Origin of the sequence: Achromobacter sp. UBA5777, assembly GCF_002418565.1 — a bacterium.
Taxonomy (GTDB): domain Bacteria; phylum Pseudomonadota; class Gammaproteobacteria; order Burkholderiales; family Burkholderiaceae_B; genus Achromobacter; species Achromobacter animicus.
Map to the genome: position 1 here is coordinate 82788 of NZ_DIEJ01000135.1, position 25948 is coordinate 108735.

The 25948-nt window shown below is 64.4% G+C and carries 22 protein-coding genes; 7 read left to right on the forward strand and 15 right to left on the reverse strand.

The features are described 5' to 3' along the window. The first annotated feature begins 95 nt into the window (after positions 1–95). Both B3446_RS10335 and B3446_RS10340 read left to right on the forward strand, forming a co-directional pair. Entirely contained in the window at positions 96–851 is a 756-nt protein-coding gene (locus B3446_RS10335) for a hypothetical protein (protein ID WP_291380664.1), read from the forward strand. A 151-nt stretch (positions 852–1002) separates the two neighbouring features. Continuing rightward, positions 1003–1632, forward strand: coding sequence for an HAD family hydrolase (locus B3446_RS10340; protein WP_291380666.1), 630 nt, complete (start codon positions 1003–1005; stop codon positions 1630–1632). Positions 1633–1662: 30 nt separating this feature from the next. Here B3446_RS10340 and B3446_RS10345 read toward each other — a convergent pair whose 3' ends face one another. Genes B3446_RS10345 through B3446_RS10355 form a run of 3 tightly spaced genes read right to left on the reverse strand, consistent with a single transcriptional unit; the run spans position 1663 to position 5193 of the window. Then, on the reverse strand, positions 1663–1875 hold the full coding sequence (locus tag B3446_RS10345) for a hypothetical protein (protein ID WP_291380668.1): 213 nt from the start codon (positions 1873–1875) through the stop codon (positions 1663–1665). After that, entirely contained in the window at positions 1872–3041 is a 1170-nt protein-coding gene (locus B3446_RS10350) for a PepSY-associated TM helix domain-containing protein (RefSeq protein ID WP_291380670.1), read from the reverse strand. The genes B3446_RS10345 and B3446_RS10350 overlap by 4 nt, the downstream gene beginning before the upstream one ends. A 10-nt stretch (positions 3042–3051) precedes the next feature. Beyond that, the gene (locus tag B3446_RS10355) at positions 3052–5193 is read right to left on the reverse strand and encodes a TonB-dependent receptor (protein ID WP_291380672.1); all 2142 of its coding nucleotides are present in this window, start codon (positions 5191–5193) and stop codon (positions 3052–3054) included. Positions 5194–5532: 339 nt separating this feature from the next. Between B3446_RS10355 and B3446_RS10360 the strand changes: the two genes are divergently transcribed. Continuing rightward, positions 5533–6183 carry a hypothetical protein gene (locus B3446_RS10360; protein ID WP_291380674.1) on the forward strand — a complete coding sequence of 217 codons (651 nt, stop codon included), beginning with the start codon at positions 5533–5535 and terminating at the stop codon, positions 6181–6183. A gap of 14 nt (positions 6184–6197) precedes the next feature. On the opposite strand, the gene B3446_RS10365 is transcribed toward B3446_RS10360, so the two are convergent. The 3 genes from B3446_RS10365 to B3446_RS10375 all read right to left on the reverse strand — a co-directional run bounded on the left by B3446_RS10365 (position 6198) and on the right by B3446_RS10375 (position 8674). Then, the gene (locus tag B3446_RS10365) at positions 6198–6887 is read right to left on the reverse strand and encodes a 4-carboxy-4-hydroxy-2-oxoadipate aldolase/oxaloacetate decarboxylase (RefSeq protein WP_291380676.1); all 690 of its coding nucleotides are present in this window, start codon (positions 6885–6887) and stop codon (positions 6198–6200) included. After that, the gene (locus B3446_RS10370) at positions 6884–7603 is read right to left on the reverse strand and encodes a PIG-L deacetylase family protein (RefSeq protein ID WP_175184790.1); all 720 of its coding nucleotides are present in this window, start codon (positions 7601–7603) and stop codon (positions 6884–6886) included. Before B3446_RS10370 ends, B3446_RS10365 begins: the two co-directional genes overlap by 4 nt. A gap of 66 nt (positions 7604–7669) precedes the next feature. Then, positions 7670–8674 carry a Bug family tripartite tricarboxylate transporter substrate binding protein gene (locus B3446_RS10375; RefSeq protein WP_291380678.1) on the reverse strand — a complete coding sequence of 335 codons (1005 nt, stop codon included), beginning with the start codon at positions 8672–8674 and terminating at the stop codon, positions 7670–7672. 110 nt (positions 8675–8784) lie between these two features. On the opposite strand from B3446_RS10375, the gene B3446_RS10380 reads away from it, so the two are divergent. Both B3446_RS10380 and B3446_RS10385 read left to right on the forward strand, forming a co-directional pair. Continuing rightward, positions 8785–9678, forward strand: a complete 894-nt coding sequence (locus B3446_RS10380) for a LysR family transcriptional regulator (RefSeq protein WP_291380680.1) — start codon at positions 8785–8787, stop codon at positions 9676–9678. A 45-nt stretch (positions 9679–9723) separates the two neighbouring features. Then, on the forward strand, positions 9724–10569 hold the full coding sequence (locus tag B3446_RS10385) for a DMT family transporter (protein WP_291380682.1): 846 nt from the start codon (positions 9724–9726) through the stop codon (positions 10567–10569). Positions 10570–10651: 82 nt separating this feature from the next. On the opposite strand, the gene B3446_RS10390 is transcribed toward B3446_RS10385, so the two are convergent. The 4 genes from B3446_RS10390 to B3446_RS10405 form a co-directional block, all read right to left on the reverse strand. After that, positions 10652–14173, reverse strand: coding sequence for an autotransporter outer membrane beta-barrel domain-containing protein (locus B3446_RS10390; RefSeq protein ID WP_291380684.1), 3522 nt, complete (start codon positions 14171–14173; stop codon positions 10652–10654). A 313-nt stretch (positions 14174–14486) separates the two neighbouring features. Beyond that, positions 14487–15032: a GAF domain-containing protein gene (locus tag B3446_RS10395; protein WP_239216170.1), complete on the reverse strand. Its 546-nt coding sequence runs from the start codon at positions 15030–15032 to the stop codon at positions 14487–14489. Beyond that, positions 15029–16384, reverse strand: a complete 1356-nt coding sequence (locus B3446_RS10400) for an MFS transporter (protein WP_291380688.1) — start codon at positions 16382–16384, stop codon at positions 15029–15031. The genes B3446_RS10395 and B3446_RS10400 overlap by 4 nt, the downstream gene beginning before the upstream one ends. A gap of 49 nt (positions 16385–16433) precedes the next feature. Next, positions 16434–17663, reverse strand: coding sequence for a metal-dependent hydrolase family protein (locus B3446_RS10405; protein WP_175184796.1), 1230 nt, complete (start codon positions 17661–17663; stop codon positions 16434–16436). Between the two features lie 176 nt (positions 17664–17839). Between B3446_RS10405 and B3446_RS10410 the strand changes: the two genes are divergently transcribed. Further along, a complete protein-coding gene (locus B3446_RS10410) occupies positions 17840–18832 on the forward strand; it encodes a LysR substrate-binding domain-containing protein (protein ID WP_409558250.1) in 993 nt (330 codons plus the stop codon). A gap of 30 nt (positions 18833–18862) precedes the next feature. On the opposite strand, the gene B3446_RS10415 is transcribed toward B3446_RS10410, so the two are convergent. From B3446_RS10415 to B3446_RS10425, 3 genes are read right to left on the reverse strand one after another with little or no spacing between them, the layout of a single operon-like run. After that, positions 18863–20065 (reverse strand): pyridoxal phosphate-dependent aminotransferase, encoded by a 1203-nt coding sequence (locus B3446_RS10415; RefSeq protein WP_291380693.1) that lies wholly within the window; start codon positions 20063–20065, stop codon positions 18863–18865. A gap of 60 nt (positions 20066–20125) precedes the next feature. Then, positions 20126–21100, reverse strand: coding sequence for a D-2-hydroxyacid dehydrogenase (locus tag B3446_RS10420; protein WP_191578634.1), 975 nt, complete (start codon positions 21098–21100; stop codon positions 20126–20128). Between the two features lie 10 nt (positions 21101–21110). Continuing rightward, the gene (locus B3446_RS10425) at positions 21111–21899 is read right to left on the reverse strand and encodes a class II aldolase/adducin family protein (protein ID WP_291380696.1); all 789 of its coding nucleotides are present in this window, start codon (positions 21897–21899) and stop codon (positions 21111–21113) included. A gap of 142 nt (positions 21900–22041) precedes the next feature. Between B3446_RS10425 and B3446_RS10430 the strand changes: the two genes are divergently transcribed. Further along, positions 22042–23037, forward strand: coding sequence for a LysR family transcriptional regulator (locus B3446_RS10430; protein ID WP_291380698.1), 996 nt, complete (start codon positions 22042–22044; stop codon positions 23035–23037). A gap of 78 nt (positions 23038–23115) precedes the next feature. Here the strand turns inward: B3446_RS10430 and B3446_RS10435 are convergent, their stop codons facing one another. Continuing rightward, complete coding sequence (locus B3446_RS10435; protein ID WP_291380700.1) at positions 23116–24090, reverse strand: Bug family tripartite tricarboxylate transporter substrate binding protein; 975 nt, start codon at positions 24088–24090, stop codon at positions 23116–23118. Between the two features lie 131 nt (positions 24091–24221). Beyond that, positions 24222–25937: an N-acyl-D-amino-acid deacylase family protein gene (locus tag B3446_RS10440; RefSeq protein WP_191578637.1), complete on the reverse strand. Its 1716-nt coding sequence runs from the start codon at positions 25935–25937 to the stop codon at positions 24222–24224. Positions 25938–25948: the final 11 nt, after the last annotated feature.

Genomic DNA, 25948 nt, shown 5'->3' on the forward strand with positions numbered 1-25948 from the left:
TCGGTGGACCGGTCGAGACAATGATCATGTCCGTTAAATCTCTACTCGTGACCATCGCGTGTGGGATTTGCCGCCATTCGAATAACTAAAAACCTATGCCTCTGATGACCTGGATGTACCGTTTTCGTCCCATGCGCTGCAATTGGCTTGCCGCATTGGCCCTCTGCCTCCACGTGCCCGCAAATGCCGCGCAGGCAACGCCATCAGACGCCGTCCAGCCGCCGGCCCTCGTGTGGGGCGCCGTTCCCAGCGCGGATCTCTACCTGCTGGTTGCCAGTCCGCGTCTCAGCAAGCCCGAGCTGCAACAACTGGTGGCTGACAAGATCGGTCGTGTTGTTGGCGATAGCCAAACCATCACCCAGGTCTGGAGCAATGTGCCGGAACCCATCCAGCTATGGCTGTCGATCGATCCCGCCCGACTTAAGGAAGCCAAGCTGTCCACCGATCAGGCATTGGAGGCGCTGGCCGCCAAACTGGATATTTCCGCCCGGCCCACCCAGGGAATTCGCCCGCCCCATGCGTGGATCTACTCCGGCGCGACACGTGAGAAGCTGGAAGCCTGGAGCGATGCGCCCCCACGGTTGGCGGACGGCACCGTCATCAACCCATCGGAATGGACGACAGTGGCATACCGGCAAGCGCCGGAATCCTGGGAAAGCTGGAACAAGGTTGGGGTAAGCCTTGCGGTGTCCGCAGAGTCACGCCGCGATTCGTTGGAGAGCGTCGTCAGCGAACGCCTGAAAGCGCTGGCGTCTCACCTGCCTGATGACGTGTCGGTAATGATCCTGCCGGCGGGTTCCCGACTGAACGAAGCCGACGGCATATTCGTCACGATCGGGCGTGACGGGTAGCCCCTTACCCGGTGCTCCTGTCTCCCTGCTCCTCCGAAGACCAAGGTATCCAGCAAGCCGCCGGAAGTTTTGCCGCTAGAATCCGTCGCAGACAGGTCGGACATCACGGTCCGGCCAATCACCGGAAAGCCTCATTGGCGTAGGAGGTTCAATGGCAATCAAGGCCGTGGCATTCGACGTATTTGGAACCTTGGTCCACATCGAACGGCCGACCCGACCGTTCCGCAAGCTCGTCCGATTGCTGCATGAAGCGGGTCGTCCGCGCCAGCGCGACGACGGGGTCCGCGCGATGAGCAATCCGATCGACCTGCGACAGGCCGCCAGCCTGTTTGGCGGAGTGGTCAGCGATGCAGACCTGAACGCGCTTGAAGCCGAATTGCGTGAAGAGATTCAATCCATCTCGCTTTTCGCGGATGCCACGCCGACGTTGCTTGCATTGCAGGAACGCGGCATCAAGGTCGCGCTCTGCTCAAACCTGGCGGCGCCGTATGGGCCGCCGGTGCTGGACTTGCTGCCCATTCGGCCGGACTTCTGCGCGTGGTCGTACGAAGCCGGCGCCGTGAAGCCGCAAGCCGAGATCTACCAATACCTTTGTGATGGCATTGCGTGCCGGCCCGATGAAGTTCTGATGATCGGCGACACCATCGAGGCCGACATGATCGGGCCACGAAAATTCGGCATTCACGGCTATCACCTTGACCGGCACACGGCCACGTCAAAGTCAGCGGACGCCGTTCAATCGCTAAGCGACGTGCTTACGCTGATGGCCGCGCGCCACTGACGAGCGGCCGGCGGCCAGATGAAGGAGACTTCACCCGCCCCGCCCCCGCCAGGCCCACCACACCGCCCCGATCGGCGCAAAGATCGCCAACCACGACACGCCATCCCACACCCCATCGCCCAGCAGCGCAGACACCAGCCCCACCACCGACGCCACGCCCAGCCAGATGGGCGCGCGGAACACCTCGCCAGCCGACTGCAGGTGTTCGGTGCGCGCGCCGCGCGCTTTGCTCGTCCTGTTCATTGCGCGGCCTCCTGACGGTCACTCTGACGCAGCGCATTGGCGGCTTCGGCAGCATCATCGGTTAAGGGCTTGGCAGCCGTCGCAGCCTTGGGCTTGCGCAGCCACAAGTACAAACCGCTACCCAGCACCACGATCGCAAACAGATCCAGCACCGCCCAGAGGATCTTCAACGGCAAGCCGCCGTAATCCCCAAAATGCAGCGGCTGCGAGAGGAACAGAGTCTTTACATACCAAGGCATCTCGCGCGTGTCGGTCAACTCTCCATTCGTCGCATCCACCAGCGCCGGCTTGAGCAGGCGCGAGGTCACAGGCGTGTTGCCCTTCATGAAGAACGTGTAATGGTGCGGACTGGAGAACATCGTCCCGGGAAACGCCACCAGGCTCACCGCCATGTCGGGCACCGCGGCACGCGCGGTGCGGATGGAGTCTTCCAGGTGTGCGGGTTGCGTAACCGGCGGCAGGCCGCGAAATGGCGCGGTCATTTCCGCCATCTGGTCCATCTGCCATAGGCTCAGCACAACGCGATTCAATGTATTGATGCTGCCCGTGATGCCAACAACCAGCAGCCACACCACGGTGACGATGCCCAGCAGGTTGTGCCAGTCCAGCCATTTGACGCGGGAGCTGCGCTGGATGCGCAGCGCGCCGAACTTCAGGCGTCGCATGAAGGGGTAATACAGCACCACCCCGGACACGATGGCGACCACCATCAAGAGGCCCATTGCGCCCAGGAACAGCATGCCCGGCAGGCCGGCGAACATGTCCGTATGCAGCTTGAGCATGACGTACATGAAGCCTTCGTCGGTGGCCGGCTCCTCCAGGACCTTGGCCGTGCGCGAATCGATGACGACCGCGTTGTTCTCCTCGGGCGGGGCGTCGACGGCGCTGGCCATCGAGACATACGTAATGTCGGGATGCTCGTCCTGGTCCCAGAACATGTAGCGGATGACTTCGCCCGGCCGGCGTTCCAGCGCGGTCTGGGCGATCTGGTCCATGCTGGCGTTGGGGGTGCCGGCGGGCATGGGCGGCGCTTCGACCACGCCCGACAGGTGCTCGATCTCTTCGTGAAAGATCAGGGGCAGCCCGGTCAGACACAGCAGCAGCATGAAGACCGTGCAGATCAGACTGCTCCACTTGTGTATCCATGACCAGGCTTGCGTGGACATATCGTCCTCCTTAGAAGGCGATGCTGGTCGAGAACGTGTAGGTGCGCGGCGAGCCTACGAACAGATAACCGGCCGTGGCGGTGCCCCAGTAGTTCCGGTTGAACAGATTCTCGACGTTGAAGCGGAAGGTGACGGGGGTGCCGCTGATCTTGGTTTCGTAGCGGGCGCCGGCGTCGACGCGGGTCCAGCTTGGCACCGACAGGCTGTTGTCGGCGTTGGCATACGTCCTGTCCGTGTAGATGACGCGGCCCAACACCGTCAAGCCGGGGACGAAGGGGGTATCCCACTCGGCGCCCAGGTTGAATTGCCAGTCAGGCACACCGATGGCCTTGTTGCCCTGCAGGTCGGGCGTGGTGGCCTTATTGATGACGGCGTCGATATAGCTGATGCCGCCCAACAGGCGCACGCCCTTGGTGACTTCGCCGGCAAAGCTGGCTTCGACGCCGCGGTTGCGCTGTTCGCCGAACTCCCCGAAGGTGTTGCCAGAGATGCCGGAGCTGGGCCGCGTCAGCTCAAACAGCGCGACGGTGGCCAGCATGGTGTCGTTCAGGTTGTACTTGACGCCGATTTCCTTCTGCTTGGACTTGAACGGCGACAGCGTCTCGCCCGGGTTGGTGATGGCCGCGCTGGTGGGCGCGGTGTCGCCCTGGGACAGGCCTTCGACGTAGCTGGCATAGACCGACAGGTCCGGCCGGACCTTGAAGACGACGCCGGCCAGCGGCGTGGTCGCACTCTTGTCATAGCGCGGGCCGCTGGGCTCGCCATTGGTGAAGTTGTAGTTCTGCCCCTGCACGTTCTGGCGGCGCGCCCCCAGAGTGAGTTGCAGACGGTCGTCCATGAAACCCAGGGTGTCGGCCAGCGCGTAGCTGGTCAGTTTGACGCTCTGATAACGGTTCAGCGGATTGCTGACGCCGGAAATGGACGGCGTGTCGAAGACGTTGCCCGCATAGATGTTGGAGGTGCCGGGCGGGAAACCGGTGTTGAAGCCGAGGTCGGACTTCTGGTCCAGCAGCGTATAGCTGAAGGCGACCTTGTGGCTCACGGGGCCCGTCTTGAAGTTGCTGCGCAGGCCGGCCTCGGTGGACTTGCTGTCCACCGTCATACGCTGCCAGCCGCCGAAAAAGGAGTAATCGCCCTGCGAGTTCTGCAGCACGGGATTCGCGGCGAAGGCGTCCCAGTCCAGCTTGCGCTGGCCATACCCGGCGTAGGCGGTGAGGTTGTCGGTGATGTCGTATTCGATCTTGAAGACGCCCGCGGTATTGCGGCCGTCGCTCCAGCCCAGGCCGGGATACGGATTCTTGTTACTGGGCGCCCCGGGAATCGAGGTCAGGTCGTCGCCAAGCTGGAACTGGCGCACGACGTTGTCGATGCGTTCCTTCTGCCAGATCAGGTCCAGGGACGACCGCAGTCGTTCACCGCGATAGTCCAGTGCAACCGAGCCGAGCGCTTCGCGCGTGGATTGGTCCTTGATCGGCGTGTCGCCGTCGCGCAGCATCCCGTTCACGCGGATGCCGAACGCATTGCCATCGCCGAAGCGGCGGCCGACGTCGGCATGCACGCCAAAGACGGAGTCGGACATGACCGAGCCCGTGAGCCGGGTGATGGGCTCATCGGTCGCGCGCTTGGGCACCAGGTTGACCACGCCGCCCACGCTGCCGCCCGGCGTCATGCCGAAAAGCGCCGCGGACGGGCCCTTGATGATCTCCACGCGTTCCAGGGTCTCGACCGGTGCGCGCCAATACGGCGTCAGCCCGAACATGCCGTTGAACGCGAAGTCCGCGGTCGGGACATTGAAGCCGCGGATGGTGAGGTCTTCGTTGATGTTGGAACGCGCGCTGCTCATGCGCACGGACGGATCCATGGTGGCGACGTCGGCCACGGAACGGGCCTGCTCGTTCTCGATGGTCTGCGCGGTATAGCTGGTGACGCTGAACGGCGTGTCCATGACGGACGTGTTGCCCAGGATGCCCATGCGGGCGCCGCCGCCGATCAGGCCGCCAGCGATGGGCGCGGGCGCCTCGCCCAGGGCAATCGGCGCACTGGTCACGGTGACGGTGGGCAAAACGGTGATCGCGGCGGGAGCCGGGGCCTGCGTCTGCGCCGATACCGACGCGGCATAGAGCGCGGCGCTGCCCGCCAATGCCTGCTTCACGGCTAGAGCGACGCCCTTCTGCCTGCCTTGACGGCCTTTCGATGCTTTACCCACAGCCCCACCCCATGCGTTCTTTTATGTAAAACGCGCATGATAAGCATTCTTATTCGACATCGCTACGGGGTTTGTCTGGATGTGGCGCGGGCGCATCAGATGGGGCTCCGGCGCACAGGGACGCCGCAAACATCATCCAAATGGGCTCATCCGTCGCTCGAGGCCGGCGTTTCAAGCTTTTGCCCAGCCGTTCTGGAGAGATCGCCTATGATCCACCCCGTTGTGCCATCCGGGCGCCCGGATGACGTGATGATGTGAATCCCCTTTGCGATGTCACCAAGGCACTTGCGCAAGGGCGTGTTCGACAGGCGCAAGGTATTTAACGGACTGGTAAGAATGAGAGCAATTGCCGCGCTGTTCATGGCTGGCATTCTGGGCGGGTGCGCGTTTCCTGAAGGGCAACGCGTCAACCAGCAGAAAGCGGATTCCGATAACGTTGAGGCCTTTTGCGTCAATGCGTGGGCCGATACCCGGCTCGACCCCCTTCGTTCGAAACTGCCGGTGAAGGCGCCGGACGCGACGTTGGCGCAGTTGGCCGACTCCAGCCTGGCCACGCCGGCACAGCAGCAGGCCATCAGCGATTTCGACCCGGTGATGGCGCAGTGCTTCGAGATGCGCCGCGCGTATCTGAAGGCCTATACGACCGGCGGCGTTGTCGCGATCTTCGACATCCTGCAGGCCGACAGCAAGTCGCTCCGGGCGCAGTTGTGGGCAAGGAAGATCACCTTCGGCGACTACAACACGAAGGCCGCGAAACTGCTGACCGAGTCGCAGAAGACCGTGCAGGCAGAGCTGGACAAGGCCCGGCAGATTGCCGCGCAGCAGCAGGCGCAGCGCGACCAGAACATGATGCTGATGATGCCGTATATGAATCCGCGGCCCACCACCACGGACTGCTACCGGTATGGCAATGCGGTGAGCTGCACCACCCGGTAAGCAGCGTCGGCGTTTCAGCTCCCGGGATTGCGGTCCACGTACACCAGCCCCGCAGCGGCCAGCTTTTCCCGCATGCCGTAGATATCCAGCCCCAGTTCCCCGGCGGCCAAGCGCTTGCGTTTGGCCGTCTCGTTGATCAGCCGCGCATCGCAGGCGTCGGCAACCTGCGCCGCACGCTCGCGCGGTACGATGCACACGCCGTCGTCGTCGGCAATGACGACATCTCCTGGCTGCACGAGCGCTCCCGCGCACACGACCGGGACGTTCACCGACCCGGGCGTCGCCTTGACCGTGCCCTTGGCGGAGATGCACTTCGACCACACGGGAAACTGCATGTCCTTCAGCGCCGCGACATCACGGCAGCCCGCGTCGATGACAAGCCCCTGTACGCCGCGTGCGCGCATCGAGGTGGCAAGCAGTTCTCCGAACATGCCGTCCTCGCTCGACGACGCGCAGGCCACGACGACGATATCGCCCGGCCGGCAGAGTTCGATCGCAACGTGCAGCATCCAGTTGTCGCCCGGCTGCGCCAACACCGTCACGGCGCTGCCTGCGATGGATGCGCCTGCGTACACGGGCCGCAGGTAGGGTTGCAGCAGGCCGGTGCGCTGCTGCGCTTCGTGTGCAGTGGCCACGCCTGCCGACGCCAGACGTGCGATGACGGTGCTGTCGGCGCGGTCGATGTTCCTGACGGCGATGCTCATGCCAGCTCTCCGGTGACTTGCGGGAACACGCGCTGATAGCCTTCGGCGTACTTGATCTTCAGGTTCGAGTTGCGCGAAGCCTGCACGCCGCGCTGCAAGGCAACGCGGGTGTAGTACTCCCACAGGTGTTCCTGCGCGGCCATGGTCTCGAAGGCCCGGCGCTTCTGGTCCCAGACCTCGGAGATATCCAGCAGCACTTCGGGCTTCCACTCGCACTGCTCGGGCTGGTGCGGCTCGAACAGGAACACGGGCGGCGCGCCCAGCACCGCCTGCTCGGGATGGTGCCCGTGCGCCTGCGCAATCACGCGAGCTTCCTGTGCGACGTGCGTGGCAAGCGGATGGTCGAAGTTGTAGGGGTCTTTTTGCGAATGCGTCAGCACGAATTCCGGCTGCAGTTCGCGGTACACGTCCACCAGTTCAAAAAGCGCCTCGTCTGAGACGCGCAGCGGATAGTCGCCGCAGTCCATGAACCGGATATCCGCGCCCAGGATGTCGGCCGCCAGACGTGCTTCGTCGCGGCGGTCGGCCTTCACGCGCTCCAGCGTCATGCCTGGCTGCTTCCACAGCTTGGCGGATTCGCCGCGTTCGCCGAACGACAGGCAGACCACGGTCATTTTCCAGCCGCGTTTGGCGTACAGGGCGATGGCGCCGCCCGCGCGCCAGACGAAATCCGCGGAGTGCGCGCTGACCACCAGCCCGTTCTTTTGCCGTTCCATTTCAGTTCCTCTATGCATGGTTGCCGGCCGGACCCTCGCTGCGGACCCGTACCAGCGCGAGCGCGGTCAATCAGCCTTGATGCCCGCGTCCTTGATGACCTTGGTCCACTTGGTGGTTTCCGCCGCGACGAACTGGCCAAACTGCTTGTCCGTGCCGGGCGTGACAACCGCGCCCATCTCGCCGAAGCGCTGCTTCACGGCAGGGTCCTTCAATGCGGATTGCAGCGCGGCATTCAGCTTTTCCGTGACCTCGGGCGGCAAATCCTTGGGGCCGATCAAGCCCCACCACACCGTGGCCATCGCGCCCGGCAGGCCTTGCGACACCACCGTGGGCACCTCGGGCAGCATGCTTGCCGGCTCATCGTCCAGCACGGCCAGTGCGCGCAGTTTGCCCGCCTTCACGTGCGAGACGACTTCCAGCGGATTGATGGACATGAAGGAAATCCGCTGCCCCAACAGGTCGGTGACCGCAGGCGAGCCCCCTTTGTACGGCACATGCAGCGCCTTCATGCCGCTCTCGCGCTTGAGCAGTTCGCTTGCCAGATGGCCGGAGCTGCCGTTGCCGGCCGACGCGTAGGTCAGCTTGTCGGGATGCGCACGACCATAGTCCGTCAGATCCTTCAAGGTCTTGAACGACGACTCGACCGGCACCACCACGGCCAGCGGTGCATAACCGATGGCGCCCACAGGAGTGAAGTCGTGCGCGGGATCGAAGGTCAGCTTGGAGAACAGCGCGCCATTCGCGGCCAGCGTGTTCGACGCGGTCAGCAGCGTGTAGCCGTCCGCCGGGGCGCGCGCCACGGTGTCCATGCCGATATTGGTGGCCGCGCCAGGTTTGTTTTCGACGATGATCGTCTGCTTCAGCGCATCACCCATTTTTTGGCTGACGAGGCGGGTGACGATGTCCACGCCACCGCCGGCGGCGTACGGCACCACAATACGGATCGGCTTGTCGGGGAAATTGGCCTGCGCGGCAGCCGGCAGCGGCGCCAGCATGGCGGCGATCAATGCGCCCACGCCTGCGGCGGCGGCAAACGTGCGGCGGGACCGGGAGGGCTGAAAAGCCTTCATGGTTGTCTCCTGTGTCGTTATACGTGTTGGTATGGCCGAATGATGCGCGGCGTACACTCATATCGTCCAATACCGTTTCTCAAGACCATCTATTTGCTTTCCAAATCAATATGGATTTCCGCCAACTGCGTTACTTCGTCGCCGTCGCCGAGGAACTGAGCTTCAGCCAGGCCGCGCGCCGGCTGCACGTCAGCCAGCCGCCGCTCAGCCTGCAGATCAAGGCGCTGGAAGAAGAACTCGGGGCGCCGCTCTTGACGCGAACGAGCCGCAGCGTGGAACTGACGCAGGCGGGCGCGCTGTTTCTGGATCAGGCGCGCCGCGCGCTGGCGCATCTGGAACGCGCCGGCGAAGTCGTGCGGCAGTCGGCGCTGGGAGAAACCGGGGAAATCCGCGTGGCGTTCACGGCATCGGTGCCGATGTTCGACGCCTTTCCCCGCATCGTGCATGCCTTTCGCACGGACTTTCCCGGCGTGGGCGTGGACTTGAGCCATCAGTCGACGGGCCAGCAATTGCGTGCGCTGGCGTCCAAGGACATCGACGTGGGGTTTCTGCGGCCATCCATCCTGTTCGTGCCCCCGCCCAACATCGCCACACTGCCGCTGTGGACCGACCGGCTGATGGCCGCCCTCCCGCAATCGCATCCGCTGGCGCGCCGCGACACGCCGCTGTCGATGACGGACCTGGCGGACGAATCCTTCATCCTGTTCCCGCGCGGGCTGGGCTGCGGCCTGTTCGACCACGTGAGCGTACTGGCCAACCGGGCGGGCTTCGCCCCGCAAGTCGGCCAGGAGGCGCGCGAAGGCGCAACCATCATCGGTCTGGTCGCGGCGGGGATGGGCATTTCGATCCTCCCCGATACCTACATGAAAACGGGCATTCCGGGCGTGGCTTATCGCGAGCTTGATACGCCAGACGCCCAAAGCCAGGTCCTGCTGGCGTATCGTTCGGAAGACGGCTCCCCGCTGGTGCAGCGGTTCCGCGAGACCGCTTCGGCCGTGCAGTAGACGGCACGGGCCGCGGATCGCAGTGGTGATTCAAAGGCCTCCGCCATGACCCTCCGCCTCTTCGCGCTCACCCTTTTCGCCATGCTGGCCTTTGCCGGCAATTCCCTGCTTTGCCGCCTCGCGCTCAAACAGACGACGATCGATCCCGCCACCTTCGTCGCCATCCGCGTTGTGTCGGGTGCGCTGATGCTATGGCTGGTGCTGGCACTTCGCCGGCAGTCCGAGCGTCTGGAAGGGTCCTGGGCGGGCGCGTTGGCGCTGCTGGCGTACGCACTGGCGTTCTCCTTTGCGTACACGCATATTCCCGCCGGCACGGGCGCGCTGCTGCTGTTTGGGGCGATCCAGATCAGCATGATCCTGTACGGCCTGGCGATTGGCGAACGATTGGCGCCGCTGCAATGCGTTGGCATGGCGTTGGCGATTGCCGGGCTTGTCGCATTGATGCTGCCCGGTACGGACGCGCCGCCCATGATCTACGGATTTCTGATGATTCTTTCCGGCGTGGCGTGGAGCATTTATTCGCTGCTGGGACGGGGCGCACGAAATCCGGTGGCGGCAACAGCGGGGAATTTCATCCGTGCGGCGCCGGTTGCGCTGGCGTTGTTGCTTGCGCAGTTCGTCATGTCGCACGTTCGGCTCGACGCCGCGGGCGCCGCCTATGCCGTGGCGTCGGGCGCGGTGACGTCGGGCCTGGGGTACATCCTCTGGTACGCCGCGCTGAAACAGTTGAACGTGACGCGCGCCGCCACCGTGCAACTCAGTGTCCCGGTGCTGGCGGCGTTGGGCGGAACGCTGTTTCTGGATGAGCCGCTGACGGCTTTGCTAGTGGCCGCGTCCGCGCTCGTGCTGGCGGGCGTGTCGCTGGTGATTCTCAACAAGCGCGTGGCTTGAATCGCCTTGCCCGTCGACATGAAAGGCGGACCGCCGCGGCCATCAACGGCCCGCATTGCAGTCCGCCCTTCCCCGTGCAAGGCTACCAGCGATACCCGACGTTCAGCATGCCGCCGTAGCCACGCTGACCGCCGTTACCGGCTTGGCCGAACAGTTCTCCGGTGACCTGCAGCGACTCCCGCACATTGCCTGTCACGCCCATTCGCAGTTCCGCCGCGTCGCGCATCGGCGTTGCGTGGAAGGTCGATGCGCCCACGTTGGCCTTCGCGGTGCCCGAGTTGTGCAGCCAATTTGCTTCGACGTAAGGCCGCACCGGGGTGGCGGCGTCGTTGCCAAGCGGGTACGCCCGGACACCCACGCGCGACGTGACTGAACTGGCGGGCGAGTTTTTCAGGGTCATGCTGGGCAGGTCGGCGTCCTGGGCGGTGTAACGCGTGTAGGCCAGTTGTGCCTGCGGCACCACCACCATCGAACTCAATGCCGAGTCGGCGGCGAAGGGCTTGAGGGCGTATCCGGCTTCCACCGACGCGGTCCAGGTGTTCGAACGGTATCGGGCCGAGCCCAGTTCACTATTGATCTGGTTAGAGTAGCGGCCGAACTGCAACCATGAATCGGCATAGGCGCCCAGTCGGGTCGCGTCGTCGGCGTAGGCGGTGGCATAGATGCCCACGGAATACCCCGTGACCTTGCCGCGGGCATCGACACGCGTCGACATGCCAGTGCCCGGATGGATGAGTTGGGACGTGGCGTGTGTCCGCGCATCGCCCGCGCCCGCCATGACGCCTGCCTTGAGGACGCCTTGATGACCCAGGCGCGTGCTCAACAGGTCGGCGCCCATCTGCAGCATGGCGGTGTCGGTGTCGATGCTTACCTGGCCTTGCTGAAGTTTCATGCCGGTGTGCCGCGCGCCCTCGGTACGTGCCCACAACTGGCGGGATGCACCGACGGGTGTTACTTGGCCCGCCGACGATTGCGCCACGGTCCGATCCGCCAGGCGATGTACGAACATCCGTGTCGCCGCGAACTGGTTGCCGATATGCACGCCGTTCTCCGGTGAGACGTTCTTCATATTGCCCGCGCCAGACCCGGGGGAACCACCACCGCTGCCGGGAGGCGATTCCGTACCGCTCCCGGGAGGCGTCTCAGTGCCGCTGCCAGGAGGCGTCTCGGTGCCGCTGCCCGGCGGCGTTTCGGTTCCGCTACCAGGAGGCGTCTCAGTGCCGCTGCCCGGCGGCGTTTCCGTACCGCTGCCCGGCGGCGTTTCGGTTCCGCTGCCAGGAGGCGTCTCAGTACCGCTGCCAGGAGGCGTCTCAGTACCGCTGCCCGGCGGCGTTTCGGTACCGCTGCCGGGAGGCGTCTCAACGCCACTTCCCGGCGACGTCGTGGAGGTCAAATACCAATCGGACGCAACGCCGCCCGTCCCACCCTGCACCAGAAAATAGTCGTAGCCGTTCATAGCCAGGCTATTGGTCGTGTCCCGGAAGCCAGTCGAGTCCGCGTCCAGATGAAAGGCATCACCTGCAATCGTTGCGCCGTTGACGGCCTGCACAAGCCGGATGCCTTGAGTAGTCAACGCGCCTGCGCCGCCGGCGTTCAAGATACGCAGACCGGTGGCTCCCGTCACGGCCCCGCCGTCCACGACGAGCCGGTCGGTCAGGGACGTATCGTCACCCAAATGGGTGTTCATGACCAAGGTGCCGCCGCCGATGTAGTCGGAGACGGTAAGCGTCTTGAATCCAGATTGCGCATCGGGAGACACGAACCGCACGACGCCCGCGTTGGTCAGAGTCTTCACGGCGGAATCGCCGCGCATGTTCCAGACGCTGCTGCCGTCTATCGAGACACTGTCGACCGAACCCTGCCCCGCGCGCACCGCGCCGGTCCACTCACTGCTGCTCGCCAGACCGATGTCGACGCGGCCGCTGTCGGAAGTCAGCACGTCGCCCGTCAGGAGCGCGTCCGTGGCGTTCAGGGTGACGCGTTGCGTCTGGTACGGTTGCCCGGGGATGATTCCCGCGTTGGGAGTCGCCTGCGTTCTAAGCAGGATGCCGCTGGCGTCGTCGCCCCCGGCTCGGGCCACCACGGTCGCGTTCTGAACGGTGATGTCGTGATCTCCACCCCTGACGAGAAACCCCACACCATCGTGGGTCTGAAGGTCGCTGCCGTTCGACAGCACGAGCGAGTTGGCGCCCTGCGGCTCGTAGCGCACGCTCTGCACGCCGTTTGCGTTTTGACCCGTCATCATGACTTGCGTGTCGCTCAGCGAAACAGCCGTGTCGCCGGCGCCAATGCTTCCAAGCAACTGCACGCCGGTCGCGTTTGTGGACTGGCCATTCAATTGGGAATGGACAGCGTCGATGCGCGCCCCGTCGGTGGCCCGGAGCGCCATTCCCCCTGTGCCGGACACGTCCACCGTGACGCCATCCAGCGAAACGTGGGCACCGCGTTGGGCGGCGCTCGCCCCTACCGCATTGGTGGCTTCGGCCAGCACATGCGTGCTGACGGCGGCAATCGTCGATGGCGCCGTGTCATCCTCCGAAAGCGCATACAGGCCGGCTTGTCCTGCACGCAGCGTGCCCCCTTGAACCTGCGCCGATCCGTTGACAGTGCGAACCCCGAACCGGCTGGCGTGAATATCCACGTCCTTAGCGTTGATCACATGGTTGGCCCGCGCGACGACACCGTCAGTGACTGCGACGGCCTCGCTACCAATCGTCACGTTATCGAGTAACGCGGTGGATGCCACGTTGCCCAACAAGTACACCCCAATGAAGACGCTGTTGGGCCCTGCCAAGACCGTGTCGAAGATGTCCAGGGTTGCACCGTCAGATGCGGTAATGGCGCCCTCGATGACGCTTCCCTTCACGGTCGCCACGGAGTTGCCTGACACATGCAGAGACGAGGCACCGCCCTGTACGATTCCTGCCTTGGTGTGGCTATTGGTCATCGAGAAGTCAGCGTCCTGCACCGAGATGAGCGCGGTCCTTGCGGCGCCAACTTCGTCCACGCTGGAAAAAATGACATCTTTAAACTGGACGTTCGCGCCCGATTGCGCGCGCACCACATAGCTTTCGATCCCATTGCGAGCCACGCTGGTGATCTCAAGATTCTTTGCGATGAGGCGCCCTCCGCTCACATGCGTCGTCGCTTCGAACCCGCCTGACCCGGACACGCTTGTGCCGTTCAGCTCGATGCGGCCGCCATCCACCGCGCGAACCGTGGTTGCCATCGAGGAGAGCTGGGAGTTGGTCGCGCTCGCCAGACTACTGGCCCCGGACGCGGACAATGCGGCGCCGTCTTGCGTATGAACCGAACTATCCGTGAGCGTGATCATCCCGCCGCCCTGGGCGTGCGCACCCCGGCCGTCGGCTTCTCCGATCAGCGTGACGCCATTTGCCTCCACGCTATTGCCCGGTCCGTTGACGCGGATTGCCTCTCCGGTGCTGACCGTGGCGCTCCAGCCGGGAAACAACAACAATGACGTGTTGCCCAACGGGTCATCGACAACGATGGGCGCTGTCGGCGCCGCCGACGCCATCAAGGGAAAGGCCGGGATCGTAGCGGCGAGAATCGCCGCGACAATCGGGGAAAGGGGGAAGTGCATTGCGAGCTCCGTAAACCGTGCGCGGCTTTGGAGATGCGAACAGCCAGATGCTGGCCAATTGCAGCACCGCACAACCGCCACGGAAAAAAGCGACCATTCTCTTGACGCTACGCAACCTCGCCCATCGAACAATTTCTAAAACTCGGTCCCCCCCTTGCAAAAATGCAGTAGCACGCAACAATTCGGACCAATACCGCAACAATGCGCAAAAAAAAGGGATTGCCACGCGAGGCAATCCCAAAAAAAACGGGCCGCTCCGGCAAGCAGCCCGCAAACCCAGTCCCGCACCGGGACGGATACTCAATTCAAACCATCACACGCTGTCCAGTGCAGACCGGTCCACGCTTGCTGCCGCGGACGCCGCGTCCTTCATCTCTTCGATGAAGACCGGCGCGCACAGCCCGGCAACAACCGCCGCAAGGTCCGGATCGATGTCGTCATAGGCATGGCGCCCAGCCAGCATGTTCAGCGAGCCGATCACACGCCCTTCATGCCGCACTGGAATGTTGAACGCCGATTGCAGCCCGCGTTCGATCAGCATCGGCGCCTCGGAGAACACGGTGCGCACATCGTCTTCATTGCTGGCGACATACAGCCGCCCTTCTTCCAGCACCAGCCGCGACCAAGGACCGTTTCCCGTGGCTTTGAAGCCGCCGAGCGGGCTGATCGATTCGTCCGACGTATGCAGACGCTTCATCAGCCGGTGGTCCTGCAGGTACAGCAACGCGGTGAACAGCTTGTGGCCAAAGCAGGCGTGAAGCAGGTTGGAGATCACGCTCCACTGCGCCTGCCGGTCCGCAGCCAGCGCCAGATCGCGCGCGTGCCCGGCCAGCGGCCGGAATGCGGAGGCCTTCGTCATGCGTTGATCTCCTCGAGCACGACGCCACGCGTGTTCTTGCCGTAGAACAGGATGCCCAGGCCGCCGACCAGCAGAATGGCGGTCATCATCGCGAACACGCCGGCAAAACCCAGGACCGGGTACGCGACGCCGACGATGGTCGGCGATGCGATGGAGCCGATGCGGGCAAAGGCCGAGGCCGCGCCCATGCCGGTCGCACGGATCGACGTGGGATAGATCTCGGCGGTGTACGTGTACTGGCCGGCGATCACGCCATTCATGCCGAAGGACAGCAGCATGCTCAGCATGATGATCTGTTGTTCGCCGCTGGCCAGCGCCAGGCCCAGCGCGGACAGGCACGACAGCAGCATGTAGGCCAGGATGGTGTACTTGCGGCCGATCTTGTCGTTGAAATACGCGGCCGAGAAATAGCCGGGGATCTGCGACAGGTAGATCAGGATGGTGTACGAAAAGCTCTTGGTGATGGTGAAACCGCGCTCGACCAGCAAGCTGGGAATCCACACCAGGAAGGCGTAGTAGCAGAACAGCACCGTGATCCAGAACACCCACACCAGCACGGTCGTGCCCAGGTATTCCTGCGAGAACAGCTGCGCCAGCTTGGCCATCGCGGTCTGCTGCGGCGCGCTAGTGGCCGCGGCTTTGCGCGTGGCCACGGGCGTGGGCAGCGGGCGGCCGGTGCTTTTCAAGACTTTGGCTTCGATGGCTTCGCAGATGCGATTGGCCTCAGCGGTCTGGCCGGTGTGTTCAAGCCAGCGCGGCGATTCGAACAGCGACTTGCGCCACCACAGCAGGAACACGACAGGCACGGAGGCGATGATCATGATCCAGCGCCAGCCGTCGTCGCTCATCGGCACGATGAAGTAGCCCAAGAGCGCCGACATCACGAAACCAAACGAGAAGAAGCCTGCCAGCGCGCCGGTGAAGCGGCCGCGATACTTACTGCTGACGAATTCGGCCAGGTACGGCGCGATGATGGCGCCTTCAGCGCCCATGCCGATGCCGGCAATCATGCGCAGGATGTAGAACTCGTGATAGTTGCGGGCAAAGGCGTTGAAGAACGTGGCGACGCAGAACAGCAGCAGCGCCCACATCATGATCTTCTTGCGGCCGTAGCGGTCGCCCAGGATGCCGGAGAACAGCGCCCCGACCAGGAAGCCGACATAGGTGCTGCTGGCGATCCAGCCGATCTGGCCGGTGGTCAGGCCCCACTGCGTGCGCAGCGAGGGAATGATGAAGGCGATGATGCCGGCGTCCAGCGCTTCGAAGGCGAGCCCGAGGCCGCCGATCATCAGCAGCCGGAAATGAAAGCTGCTGAAGGGCAACCGCTCCAGGCGGTCGGATACGGAAAACATGATGGGGGAAATTCCGGAGTAAAGAAGAGGGGAACGAAGCGGGCGAACGTCAGCAGGCGTTCTTGTGCAGCAGGCCGCGGTTCATGATGAGCTTGATCGAGTCTGGCTTGGTCAGCAGTTCGATGTCGTCCAGCGGATTGCCGTCGATCAGCAGCAGGTCGGCGTAGGCGCCTTCGCAGACTTCGCCCAGCAGGCCTTCCTGGTTCAGGATCTCGGCGCCGATCAGCGTGGCTTGCTGGATGACCTTGGCGTTGCCCAGCACGCGGCTGCGCAGCACAAGTTCATCGGACTGCATGTAGTGGGTTTCGCCCAGCAGGTCGCTGCCGTAGCCCATCTTCACGCCCACTTCGTCCAGGATCTCCAGCGCGGTCAGGCCTTGCGTGCGCACGGTGGCGATCTTCTTGACCGAGTCCAGCGGCAGGCCATAGCGCTCGCCGTCATTGGCCAGGCCTTCGTAGGTGATCAGCGTGGGCACCATGTAGGCGCCGTGTTCCTTCATGACCTCGGCCGCCTCGCGGTCGACGAGGTTGCCGTGCTCGATGGTGCGCACGCCGCAGCGCACGGCACGCGTGATGGCGCGCGGGGTGTAGGCGTGGGCCATCACGTAGGTGTTGGCGTTGCTGGCCTCTTCCACAATGGCGATCAGCTCGGCTTCGGAGAAGCCCAGGTTCTGGATGGGATCGTTGGGCGAAGCCACGCCGCCGGACGCCATGACCTTGATCTGCGTGGCGCCCTTGAGGATTTCCTCGCGTACGGCCAGGCGGCAGTTGTCGACGCCGTCGACCACGCGGCCGATGTTGCCGATCTTGACCGAGCACGGGCAGGGATCCAGTTCGTCGTTACGCTGGCGGAAGTCGCCGTGGCCGCCGGTCTGCGACAGGGCCTTGCCCGAGCAGAAGAGACGCGGGCCATCGATGGTGCCGTCCAGCACGGCCTGCGCCAGCGCCCAGTCCGCGCCGCCGGCGTCACGCACCGAGGTGAAGCCGCGGTCCAGCATGCCCTGCATGATGGGCAGCGCGCGCAGCAGCGCCAGCGCGTTGGGCAGGGCCGCGACGCGGCCCAGGTTGAACGACGATGCCACCACGTGCACGTGGCAGTCGATCATGCCGGGCATCAAGGTCATGCCCTTGGCATCCACCACCTGCGCATCGGCCGGCGCCGTTGCGTCGGCGGCGATGCGGGTGATGACCCCATCCTCGACCAGCACGGTCGAGGCGGCTTCGAGGGCCAAGGTTCGGGTATTGAGGATCCTGCAATTCTTGATGACAACCGGATTCATAAATCGACCACGTAAACAGTTCAAAACGCCGGGAAATCGCGGCATGCCGAACTCTACCGGTACAATTCCGGGGTCCGATACCGGGTCTCCCCCTATGCGTTCGACACAAATTTGAAGAGCCTTATGAGCTTTACTCATACCCCCCTATGAGACGCCGCTGCCCCACCCTGTCCGAATTGAACGCGTTTTCCGCGGCCGCACGGCATCTGTCTTTCTCGAAGGCGGGCAAGGAACTGTTCGTCACGCAAAGCGCCATCAGCCGGCATATCGCCACGCTGGAAAGCTATCTGGGCCACGCGCTGTTCATTCGGGGTACGAACGGGTTGCAGCTGACGCGCATGGGCGCCACGTATCTCAGCTTGATCCGGCCGGCGTTGCATACGCTGGAAAGCGCCACGTCGCAGGTCATGGCGACGCAGCAGTCCGCAAAATCCCTGAACGTCTCGGCCGCGCCCACCTTTGCGGCGCAATGGCTGTTTCCGCGATTGAAGACGTTTCGCGAGGTCAACCCGGACATCTCCATCAATTTCGTGCGTTACAGCGTCGCGGATTACAAAAGCACCGAGCTGGATTTCGATGCCTCCATTCAGTATGGATACGGCGACTGGCACGACGGCGCCGCCAAGTACCTGACTGGACGCGAAACCCGCCTGGTGTGCTCGCGGGAATACCTGGACCAGCATCCGATCAGCAGCCTGGAAGACATCAAGCAGTGCACGCTGCTGCAGCACATCGAGATTCCGCTGTCCTGGGAATACTGGTTTTCGACGTACCTGGGCGATTATGACCGCGCCCGTTTTGGCCCCGGCTTCAATCTGTTTTCGATGATTATCCAGGCCGCGTCGTCCGGCTTTGGCGTGGCGCTGATGCCGCACTGCCTGATCGAAAAGGAATTGGCCACCGGGCAACTGGTGGACATTTTCGATCGCACCTTTGAAAGCCCGCTTGGCTATTATCTTTGCGCGCCGAACTGGCGCAGCAACATGGAAAGCTACGAGCGGCTGAGCCAGTGGCTGGCGCACGAGTGTTTTCATGGCGAGCACGGCGGGGAGGCCTCGACCGCCATGCCCGCTCACGCGCGGCCCGCTGCGGGAAAGCCGGCCCCCGGGCGGACGGCCCCTGTACCGCCCGGCGAGTCCGACTGCCCGTATTGCGGGGCGGCTGCCTAGTCACCGGGGGTCAACGCCCGCGCCCACGGCTTATCCCAGCTTCGCGCAGGCGCGCTTGATGCGCGCGCAACCCTCTTCCAACTGTTCCATCGACGCCGCGTACGAGATCCGGAAGAACGGGGACACGCCGTACGCCGCGCCTTGCAGCACCGCCAGGTTCTCCTCGTCCAGCAGGTACATGATGAAGTCCTCGTCGGTCTTTAGCTGCCTGCCCGCGGGCGTCGTCCTGCCCAGCAACCCTTCGCACGACGGAAACACGTAGAACGCGCCTTCCGGCACATGGCAGTCGATGCCATCGATGCGGTTCAGGCTGGCCACGATCATGTCGCGGCGCGCTTGGAAGATGCGGGTTCGTTCGGCCATGAAATCCTGCGGCCCCGACAACGCTTCCTGCGCGGCCGCCTGGCTGATCGAAGAGGGATTGGATGTGCTCTGCGACTGCAGCTTGGTCATCGCTTTGATCAGGTCGGCCGGCGCCGCCCCGTAACCGATGCGCCAGCCGGTCATCGCATAGGCCTTGGACACGCCGTTGATGGTCAGCGTGCGCGCCTTGAGGTCGGAGGCCGCCTGCGCCATGGTGGCGAACTGCCGGCCGTCATACAGGATGTGCTCGTAGATGTCGTCGGTCATCAGCCAGACGTGCGGATGGCGTCGCAGCACTTCGGCCAGCGCCAGCAGCTCTTCGCGCGAATACGCCGCGCCGCTCGGGTTGTTGGGCCCGTTCAGGATCACCCAGCGCGTGCGCGGCGTGATCGCCTTGTCCAGGTCGGCAGGCTGCAGCTTGAACCCCTTCGCGGGCGGGCAGGCCACGAAGACCGGCGTGCCGCCCGCAAGCAGCACGATATCGGGGTACGACACCCAGTACGGCGTGGGTACGATGACCTCGTCGCCCTCTTCGACGGTGGCGAGCAGCGCGTTGAAGATGATCTGCTTGCCGCCGTTGCCGACAATGATTTCGCCGGTGGCGTAGTCCAGGCCATTGTCGCGGCGGAACTTCTCGCGGATCGCGGCTTTCAGTTCAGGCGTGCCGCCCACGTCGGTGTACTTGGTGCGCGACTGCGCCATCGCGCGCACGACGGCCTGCGTGACGTTGTCGGGCGTATCGAAGTCAGGCTCGCCGGCCGTCAGCGCGACGATGTCGCGGCCGGTGGCGCGCAGCTCGCGGGCGCGCTGGCCCGCCATGGAACTGGGCGAAGGTTTGATGCGCTGGATGCGCGCGGCGGTCTGGATCATGAAGGGTCCTGGATGTTGGGGGGTCGCAAGCGGTGGACTGCGAACGGAATCAGGCGGGCGTCACTGCCGCCATTGCCGCAGATGATCAAGAAATATCCGGTCGACGCGCGCCTCGTTGCCATCCGAGTGGCCCGCCGAATGCGGCGTGGCGAAGACATTCGGAAGCGTCCATAAGGGCGACTCGGCATCCAGCGGTTCGTGTTCGAACACGTCCAGATAGGCGCCGGCCAGCGTCTTGGCGCGCAGGGCTTCGATCAGATCGGCTTCAGCCACGATCTCGCCGCGCGCCACGTTGACCAGACGCGCGTGCGGCGCCATGGCGGCGAGCACACGGGCGCTTACCAGACCGCGTGTGCGATCGCTCAAGGGGCAGGCCAGCACCAGCCAGTCGGCGCGGCCGGCAATGCGCGCCAGGTCCTCGAAGGCATAGGTCTCGACGCCATCGGCGGACGGCGTGGCCGCGCTGCGCACGGCGATGACGTTCAGGCCCAGCATCCGCAGATACCCGGCAAGTGTCTGGCCGATCGGCCCCCAGCCCACGATCACGGCGGTCTGGCCGGCCAGGTCGCGCGGCAGCAGCCCCCCGATCAGCGGCGTCCAGGTCCGCGCGCGCTGGGCGTCGAACAGACGCGGAAACTCGCGCGCCAACGACAGGATCGCGGCCAGCGCGGTCTGGGCCACCACCTGCGCGTTGGCGCCGGTCGAGGTGGTGACGCGCACGCCGCGCGACGTCAATTCCCCAAAGATCGGCCGGTCGGCGCCTGCCGAATGCACGTGCACCCAGGCCAGCTTGGGCGACCGGCGCAGCGTGACGTAGAAAGCCTCAAGGGGTTCCAGGACGCGATGCTTCGTCGACAGGCCGGTCACGTCGCGCGAGATGAACGCGACGTCCACGTCCACCGGCTCTTTGCCGTGCGTCTGCGCCGCAACGACGGGTTCGAACGGGCGGCCTTCCAAGGCCTGGGCAACGGCGTCGCCGATCCGGTCCCGGGTCGATGCGGACATGAGGATGCGCAAGGGGTGTTGTGTGCTCATGTGGGCGGTCTCAGGTTCGGAACGACGGATCCATGCGGTACAGCTTGCGTAGCAACGCGGGCCACTCCATGACGCCATATGGGCGCCGCGTGCCGGGCTGATAGTTGTTCCAGGTCTCCTGCAGCACCGGTTCGGCCACGCGAGCCAGCGGCGAGTTGGCGGCCATCGCCGCAAGCTGCGTGCGGCAGGCCAGTTCCAGCCGGTGCATCCAATTGAAGGCTTCGCCCACGCTGTTGCCCACCGTCAGCGCGCCATGGTTACGCAGGATGAGCGCTTCGCCGCCGCCCAGGTCGGCGGTCAGGGATTCCTGTTCGGCCAGGTCCAGAACGACGCCCTGGTAGTCGTGGTAGCCGATCTTCAGAAAACGCATGGCGGTCTGGGTGAGCGGCAAAAGGCCGCACTCCAGCGCCGACACCGCCATCGACGCCCAACTATGGGTGTGGATCACGCACGCCACCTCGGGTCGCGCGGCATGGATCGCGCTATGAATCACGTAGCCGGCCTTGTTCACGCCGTAGCCTAGCGTGCCGAAATCGGGTTTGGACAGCACCGCGCCGGCATGGTCCACCTTGATCAGGCTGGACGCGGTGATTTCTTCGTACATCATGCCGTAGGCGTTGATCAGGAACGCGCCGTCTTCCCCAGGCACCCGCGCCGAGATGTGGTTGGCCATCATGTCGGACATGCCATACAGGTGCACCAGCCGATAGCAGGCGGCCAGGTCGACCCGCGCCTGCCACTCCGCGTCGGAACACCGGTCCCGCATCGATTCGATCTGCAATACGCCCGCCGTGTTCATTTCACTTCGCTCCCTGTTTCGTGCCGTGACGACGGCGCAACGCGCCAGGTCGACAGAAATTCTAGAGCGCGGTTTTCTTCACTACAAATTGTTGGTTTTTGCTTATTATTCGGTTTCACCAATATATCGATCGGTGCGGAGCATGACGACCAAACGCAGCATCACCCTGCGGCACTTCCGCAGCTTCGTGGCAGTGGCCAACACGGGTTCGTTCACCGTGGCCGCGTCGCAACTGTTCCTTACGCAGTCATCGCTGACAGCGACGATTCAGCAGTTCGAGGACGCAGTGGGGGTCAAGCTGTTCGACCGCAGCACGCGGCGCGTGGCGATGACGCCAGAGGCCGCTCGCTTCAAGGCCGAGGCCGAACGCATCCTCAGCCAGTTCGACGGCGCGCTGAGCGACCTGGAAGCCCTGTCGCAAGGCCGTCAGGGGCATGTGCGTATCGCGGTGGTGGCGTCGGTCACCAACTATTTCCTCGGCGACGCCATCGCGGCGTTCCGGCAGGCCTATCCCAAGATCACGTTCTCGCTGCACGATGCCGGCTCGGAACAGGTGGAAAAGATGATCGCCAACGGCGACATCGATTTTGCGATTTCGACCTCGCACCATGGCTTTGACGAGCTGGTCTACACGCCACTGTTCGAGGACCGCTACGGCGTGATCTGCGCGGCGTCGTATCCGTACGCGCAAGGCGCCCGGCCGCTGAAGTGGGCAGACCTGGACCCGGCCGAGTACGTCGGTTTCACTGAAGACACGGGCATCGGCGCATTCCTGCGCGCACACGCGGGCAAGCCGGGATTTTTCGAGCAGCAGCATGACGAGGTGTCGCGCACCTCGTCATTGCACGCCATCCTGCGCGGCGGCGGCCGCTATTCGATCCTGCCGGCGCTGGCGGCCAGCTCCATCGCGCCGCCGCAGATGCGCGGGTGCGAACCGGGGACGTTCGTGTTTCGGGAATTGAGTTCGCCCCGGTTATCGCGCGAGGTCTGTTTGATCACGCGCCGATTGCGGTCGCTGTCGGCGAGTTCCGAGCTGTTCCTGCAGTACATGCGGGACGTGATCAACGAAAAGCCCGTTCCGGCGGGGGTAAAGGTGTCGGGAAAAAGGACCAGGAAGACCGCGTCTGCTGGTGTCTGACACCGGAAACAGTCCTACGAAATCCACCACCGGTGTCTGACTCCTTGTGCACGGGTGGTGGACACCCAAAGCCGGTGGCTACTGCGCGGCGATCTTCGCTTCCTTCACCAGCTTGCCCCATTTGGCGCGCTCGGCTTCGATGTGCGCGCTGAAGTCCTGGGGCGAGCCGCCCGTGGCCTGCGCGCCCAATTCGGTGAGCTTCTTGCGCACGCCCTCGTCGGCCAGGATCGCGTTGACTTCCTTGTTGAGCCGGTCCACCACGGACTGCGGCGTGCCGGCGGGCACGACCACGCCGGTCCAGGACAAGGACTCGTACCCTTTCAGGCCCGCCTCGGTCAGCGGCGGCACGCCCGGCAAGACCGACAGCGGCTTGGTGCTGGTCACGGCCAGCGCCTTGACCTTGCCGGATTGCGCCAGCGGCACGGCCGACGGGGCATTGTCGAAGATCATGTTGATCTGGCCGCCCACCAGATCCACCAGCGCCTGGCCGCTGCCCTTGTAGGGCACGTGCATCAGGTCGACGCCCGCCATGTTCTTGAACAGTTCGCCGGACAGGTGGGTGGAGCTGCCCGCGCCCGACGACGCGAAGGAATACTTGCCGGGGTTGGCCTTGGCCAGCTTGATCAGGTCGTCCACGCTGGACACCGGCAGGTCGTTGTTCACGATCAGCACATTGCTGATGGACGCGGTGTACGCCACCGGCTTGAGGTCCCGGTCGGCTTTGTAGCCCGGGTTGCTGTACAGGAACTCGTTGATGGCCAGGATGCCCGTCGTGCCAAAAAGCAGTGTCTGGCCATCGGGTGCGGACTTGGCCACCATGGCCGCGCCGATGTTGCCGCCCGCACCGGAGCGGTTTTCAACCACCACCGGCTGCTTGAGCGCCACCGCCAGCCGCTCGGCCAGCAGCCGTCCGATCACGTCGGTCGACCCGCCCGGCGCGAACGGAACAACCAGCGTGACCGGGCCTTTCGGATAGGCGGGCTCAGCGGCTGACGCCGTGGCCGCGCAAGACATGACGGCCAGCGCCGCGCCGGCCAGTTTCCACTTTTTCATTTTTTCCCCTTGATTCTCGTGTTGCCGGTGAAGCAACCCTGCCGATCATAGGGAGCGCAATCCTGCGCCACAAATGAGAAATTCCAGTGGATTAATCGGAGCAACCAATATATTCGGGAATGCCCGGATGCTCAGGTCCGTTGTGTAGCGGCGCCCCGCAGCAGCTTGCCCGGCAACTCGCCCGTCGCCTGGCCGTGCGCGAAGATAGGCAGGCCATTGACCAGCGTGGCCGCGTAGCCATCGGCACGCTGCACCAGCCTGCGCCCGCCCCCAGGCAGGTCGAACACCATTTCCGGGCAATGCACCTTCAGCGCATCCGGGTCGATGACGTTGATGTCGGCCTTGAATCCCGGCTGCAACAGCCCGCGATCGTGCAACCCGTACACCAGCGCAGTGTCGCGCGTCTGCCGCCGTACCACGTGTTCAAGCGGCAGGAGCGGACCTCGGCGGCGGTCTCGGGTCCAGTGGCTGAGCATGAAGGTCGGCATGCTGACATCGCAGATGTAGCCGCAATGCGCGCCGCCGTCGGACAGGCTGTTCACCGTGTTGGCGTGCTGCATCAGCTGGTGCAGGTGATCGAGGTTTTCGTATGAGTAGTTGAAGGACGGATAGTAGAGAATCGCCCGGCCCTCGTTCTCCAGCATCAGGTCGTACACCAGTTCCAACGGCGGGCGCCCGGTGCGCGCCGCCATGGCCGCGACGCTGTCTTCGGGCAGCGGCTCGTAATCGGGATCCTGGCCCAGCCGGTAGATTTTGTGAAAGCTGCTGAACAAGGTCTCGGCCCGGCGGTCCAGCAGGCCGCGCTGCTCGCTCATGATTTTCTGGCGCACCTGCGGATCGCGCAGCTGCGCGAGCTTTTCCGGCAGGGGCAGCGCGTGCAGCGCCTGATAGGTCGGATGGGCGATGAAGGGATGCAACGAGCTCTGCCAGGAGAACAGGATGCCCAGCGGCCGGCCGCTGATGCCCGCCATGAGCGGCACGCCTTCATCGCGCGCCTTGTCCAGCGTGCGCACGATCTGCTTCCAGACGTCCGGCGCGCCGTCAGTCTGCTGCAGGTTGAACAGCACCGGCAGACGATTGTGGCGGGCAAGCTGTTCCAGCCAGGGGATCTCGCCCTCCATCGCGGGATGGTTGGCCGTCATCTGGAACACGCCGTGGCCGACCTCGCCCATAACGGATCCCAGCGCGCTGATTTCTTCGCCGGTGGCGAACGTGCCGGGGGGATACTTGCGCTCGTCGTACTTGTGCAGGAAGGTCCGCGATGTCGAGAAGCCGACCGCGCCCGCCTGCAATGCGGCGCGCACGACCTCGCGCATGGCCAGCAGATCGGCGGGCGAGGCCTCATCGTGATGAATGGCGCGATCGCCCATCACGTACGCGCGCACCGCGCTATGCGGAATCTGCGCCCCGATGTCCAGCGCCTTCGGCCGCCGATCCAGCGCATCCAGGTACTCGGGGAAGGTTTCCCAATCCCATTCGATGCCTTCCGACAGCACCGAGCCCGGAATGTCCTCGACGCCCTCCATCACCTTGATCAGCCATTCGCGCCGGTCGGGCTTCACCGGCGCAAAGCCCACCCCGCAGTTGCCCATGATGGCGGTGGTGACGCCATGCCATGTCGACGGGCTGAGGTACGGGTCCCATGTCGCCTGGCCGTCGTAATGGGTGTGGATGTCGACCCAGCCCGGCGTCACCAGCGCGCCCGCCGCGTCGATCTCTCGCCGCGCGGCGCCCGCCTTGCCGCCGGCCTGTACGATCCTGCCGCCGTCGATGGCAAGGTCGCCCACCTGGGCGCTGGCGCCCGAACCGTCGACCAGCGTGCCGCCGCGTATCACTACATCGTGCATTGTCGTCTCCT

Bases quoted from the DNA above. Each gene is read 5' to 3' on its own strand.
- B3446_RS10430 (WP_291380698.1), top strand. From the start codon at position 22,042: ATGACGACCAAACGCAGCATCACCCTGCGGCACTTCCGCAGCTTCGTG.
- B3446_RS10440 (WP_191578637.1), bottom strand. From the start codon at position 25,937: ATGCACGATGTAGTGATACGCGGCGGCACGCTGGTCGACGGTTCGGGC.
- B3446_RS10375 (WP_291380678.1), bottom strand. From the start codon at position 8,674: ATGAAGGCTTTTCAGCCCTCCCGGTCCCGCCGCACGTTTGCCGCCGCC.
- B3446_RS10400 (WP_291380688.1), bottom strand. From the start codon at position 16,384: ATGTTTTCCGTATCCGACCGCCTGGAGCGGTTGCCCTTCAGCAGCTTT.
- B3446_RS10395 (WP_239216170.1), bottom strand. From the start codon at position 15,032: ATGACGAAGGCCTCCGCATTCCGGCCGCTGGCCGGGCACGCGCGCGAT.
- B3446_RS10425 (WP_291380696.1), bottom strand. From the start codon at position 21,899: ATGAACACGGCGGGCGTATTGCAGATCGAATCGATGCGGGACCGGTGT.
- B3446_RS10335 (WP_291380664.1), top strand. From the start codon at position 96: ATGCCTCTGATGACCTGGATGTACCGTTTTCGTCCCATGCGCTGCAAT.
- B3446_RS10390 (WP_291380684.1), bottom strand. From the start codon at position 14,173: ATGCACTTCCCCCTTTCCCCGATTGTCGCGGCGATTCTCGCCGCTACG.
- B3446_RS10415 (WP_291380693.1), bottom strand. From the start codon at position 20,065: ATGATCCAGACCGCCGCGCGCATCCAGCGCATCAAACCTTCGCCCAGT.
- B3446_RS10405 (WP_175184796.1), bottom strand. From the start codon at position 17,663: ATGAATCCGGTTGTCATCAAGAATTGCAGGATCCTCAATACCCGAACC.
- B3446_RS10380 (WP_291380680.1), top strand. From the start codon at position 8,785: ATGGATTTCCGCCAACTGCGTTACTTCGTCGCCGTCGCCGAGGAACTG.
- B3446_RS10420 (WP_191578634.1), bottom strand. From the start codon at position 21,100: ATGAGCACACAACACCCCTTGCGCATCCTCATGTCCGCATCGACCCGG.
- B3446_RS10385 (WP_291380682.1), top strand. From the start codon at position 9,724: ATGACCCTCCGCCTCTTCGCGCTCACCCTTTTCGCCATGCTGGCCTTT.
- B3446_RS10370 (WP_175184790.1), bottom strand. From the start codon at position 7,603: ATGGAACGGCAAAAGAACGGGCTGGTGGTCAGCGCGCACTCCGCGGAT.
- B3446_RS10340 (WP_291380666.1), top strand. From the start codon at position 1,003: ATGGCAATCAAGGCCGTGGCATTCGACGTATTTGGAACCTTGGTCCAC.
- B3446_RS10435 (WP_291380700.1), bottom strand. From the start codon at position 24,090: ATGAAAAAGTGGAAACTGGCCGGCGCGGCGCTGGCCGTCATGTCTTGC.
- B3446_RS10345 (WP_291380668.1), bottom strand. From the start codon at position 1,875: ATGAACAGGACGAGCAAAGCGCGCGGCGCGCGCACCGAACACCTGCAG.
- B3446_RS10350 (WP_291380670.1), bottom strand. From the start codon at position 3,041: ATGTCCACGCAAGCCTGGTCATGGATACACAAGTGGAGCAGTCTGATC.
- B3446_RS10365 (WP_291380676.1), bottom strand. From the start codon at position 6,887: ATGAGCATCGCCGTCAGGAACATCGACCGCGCCGACAGCACCGTCATC.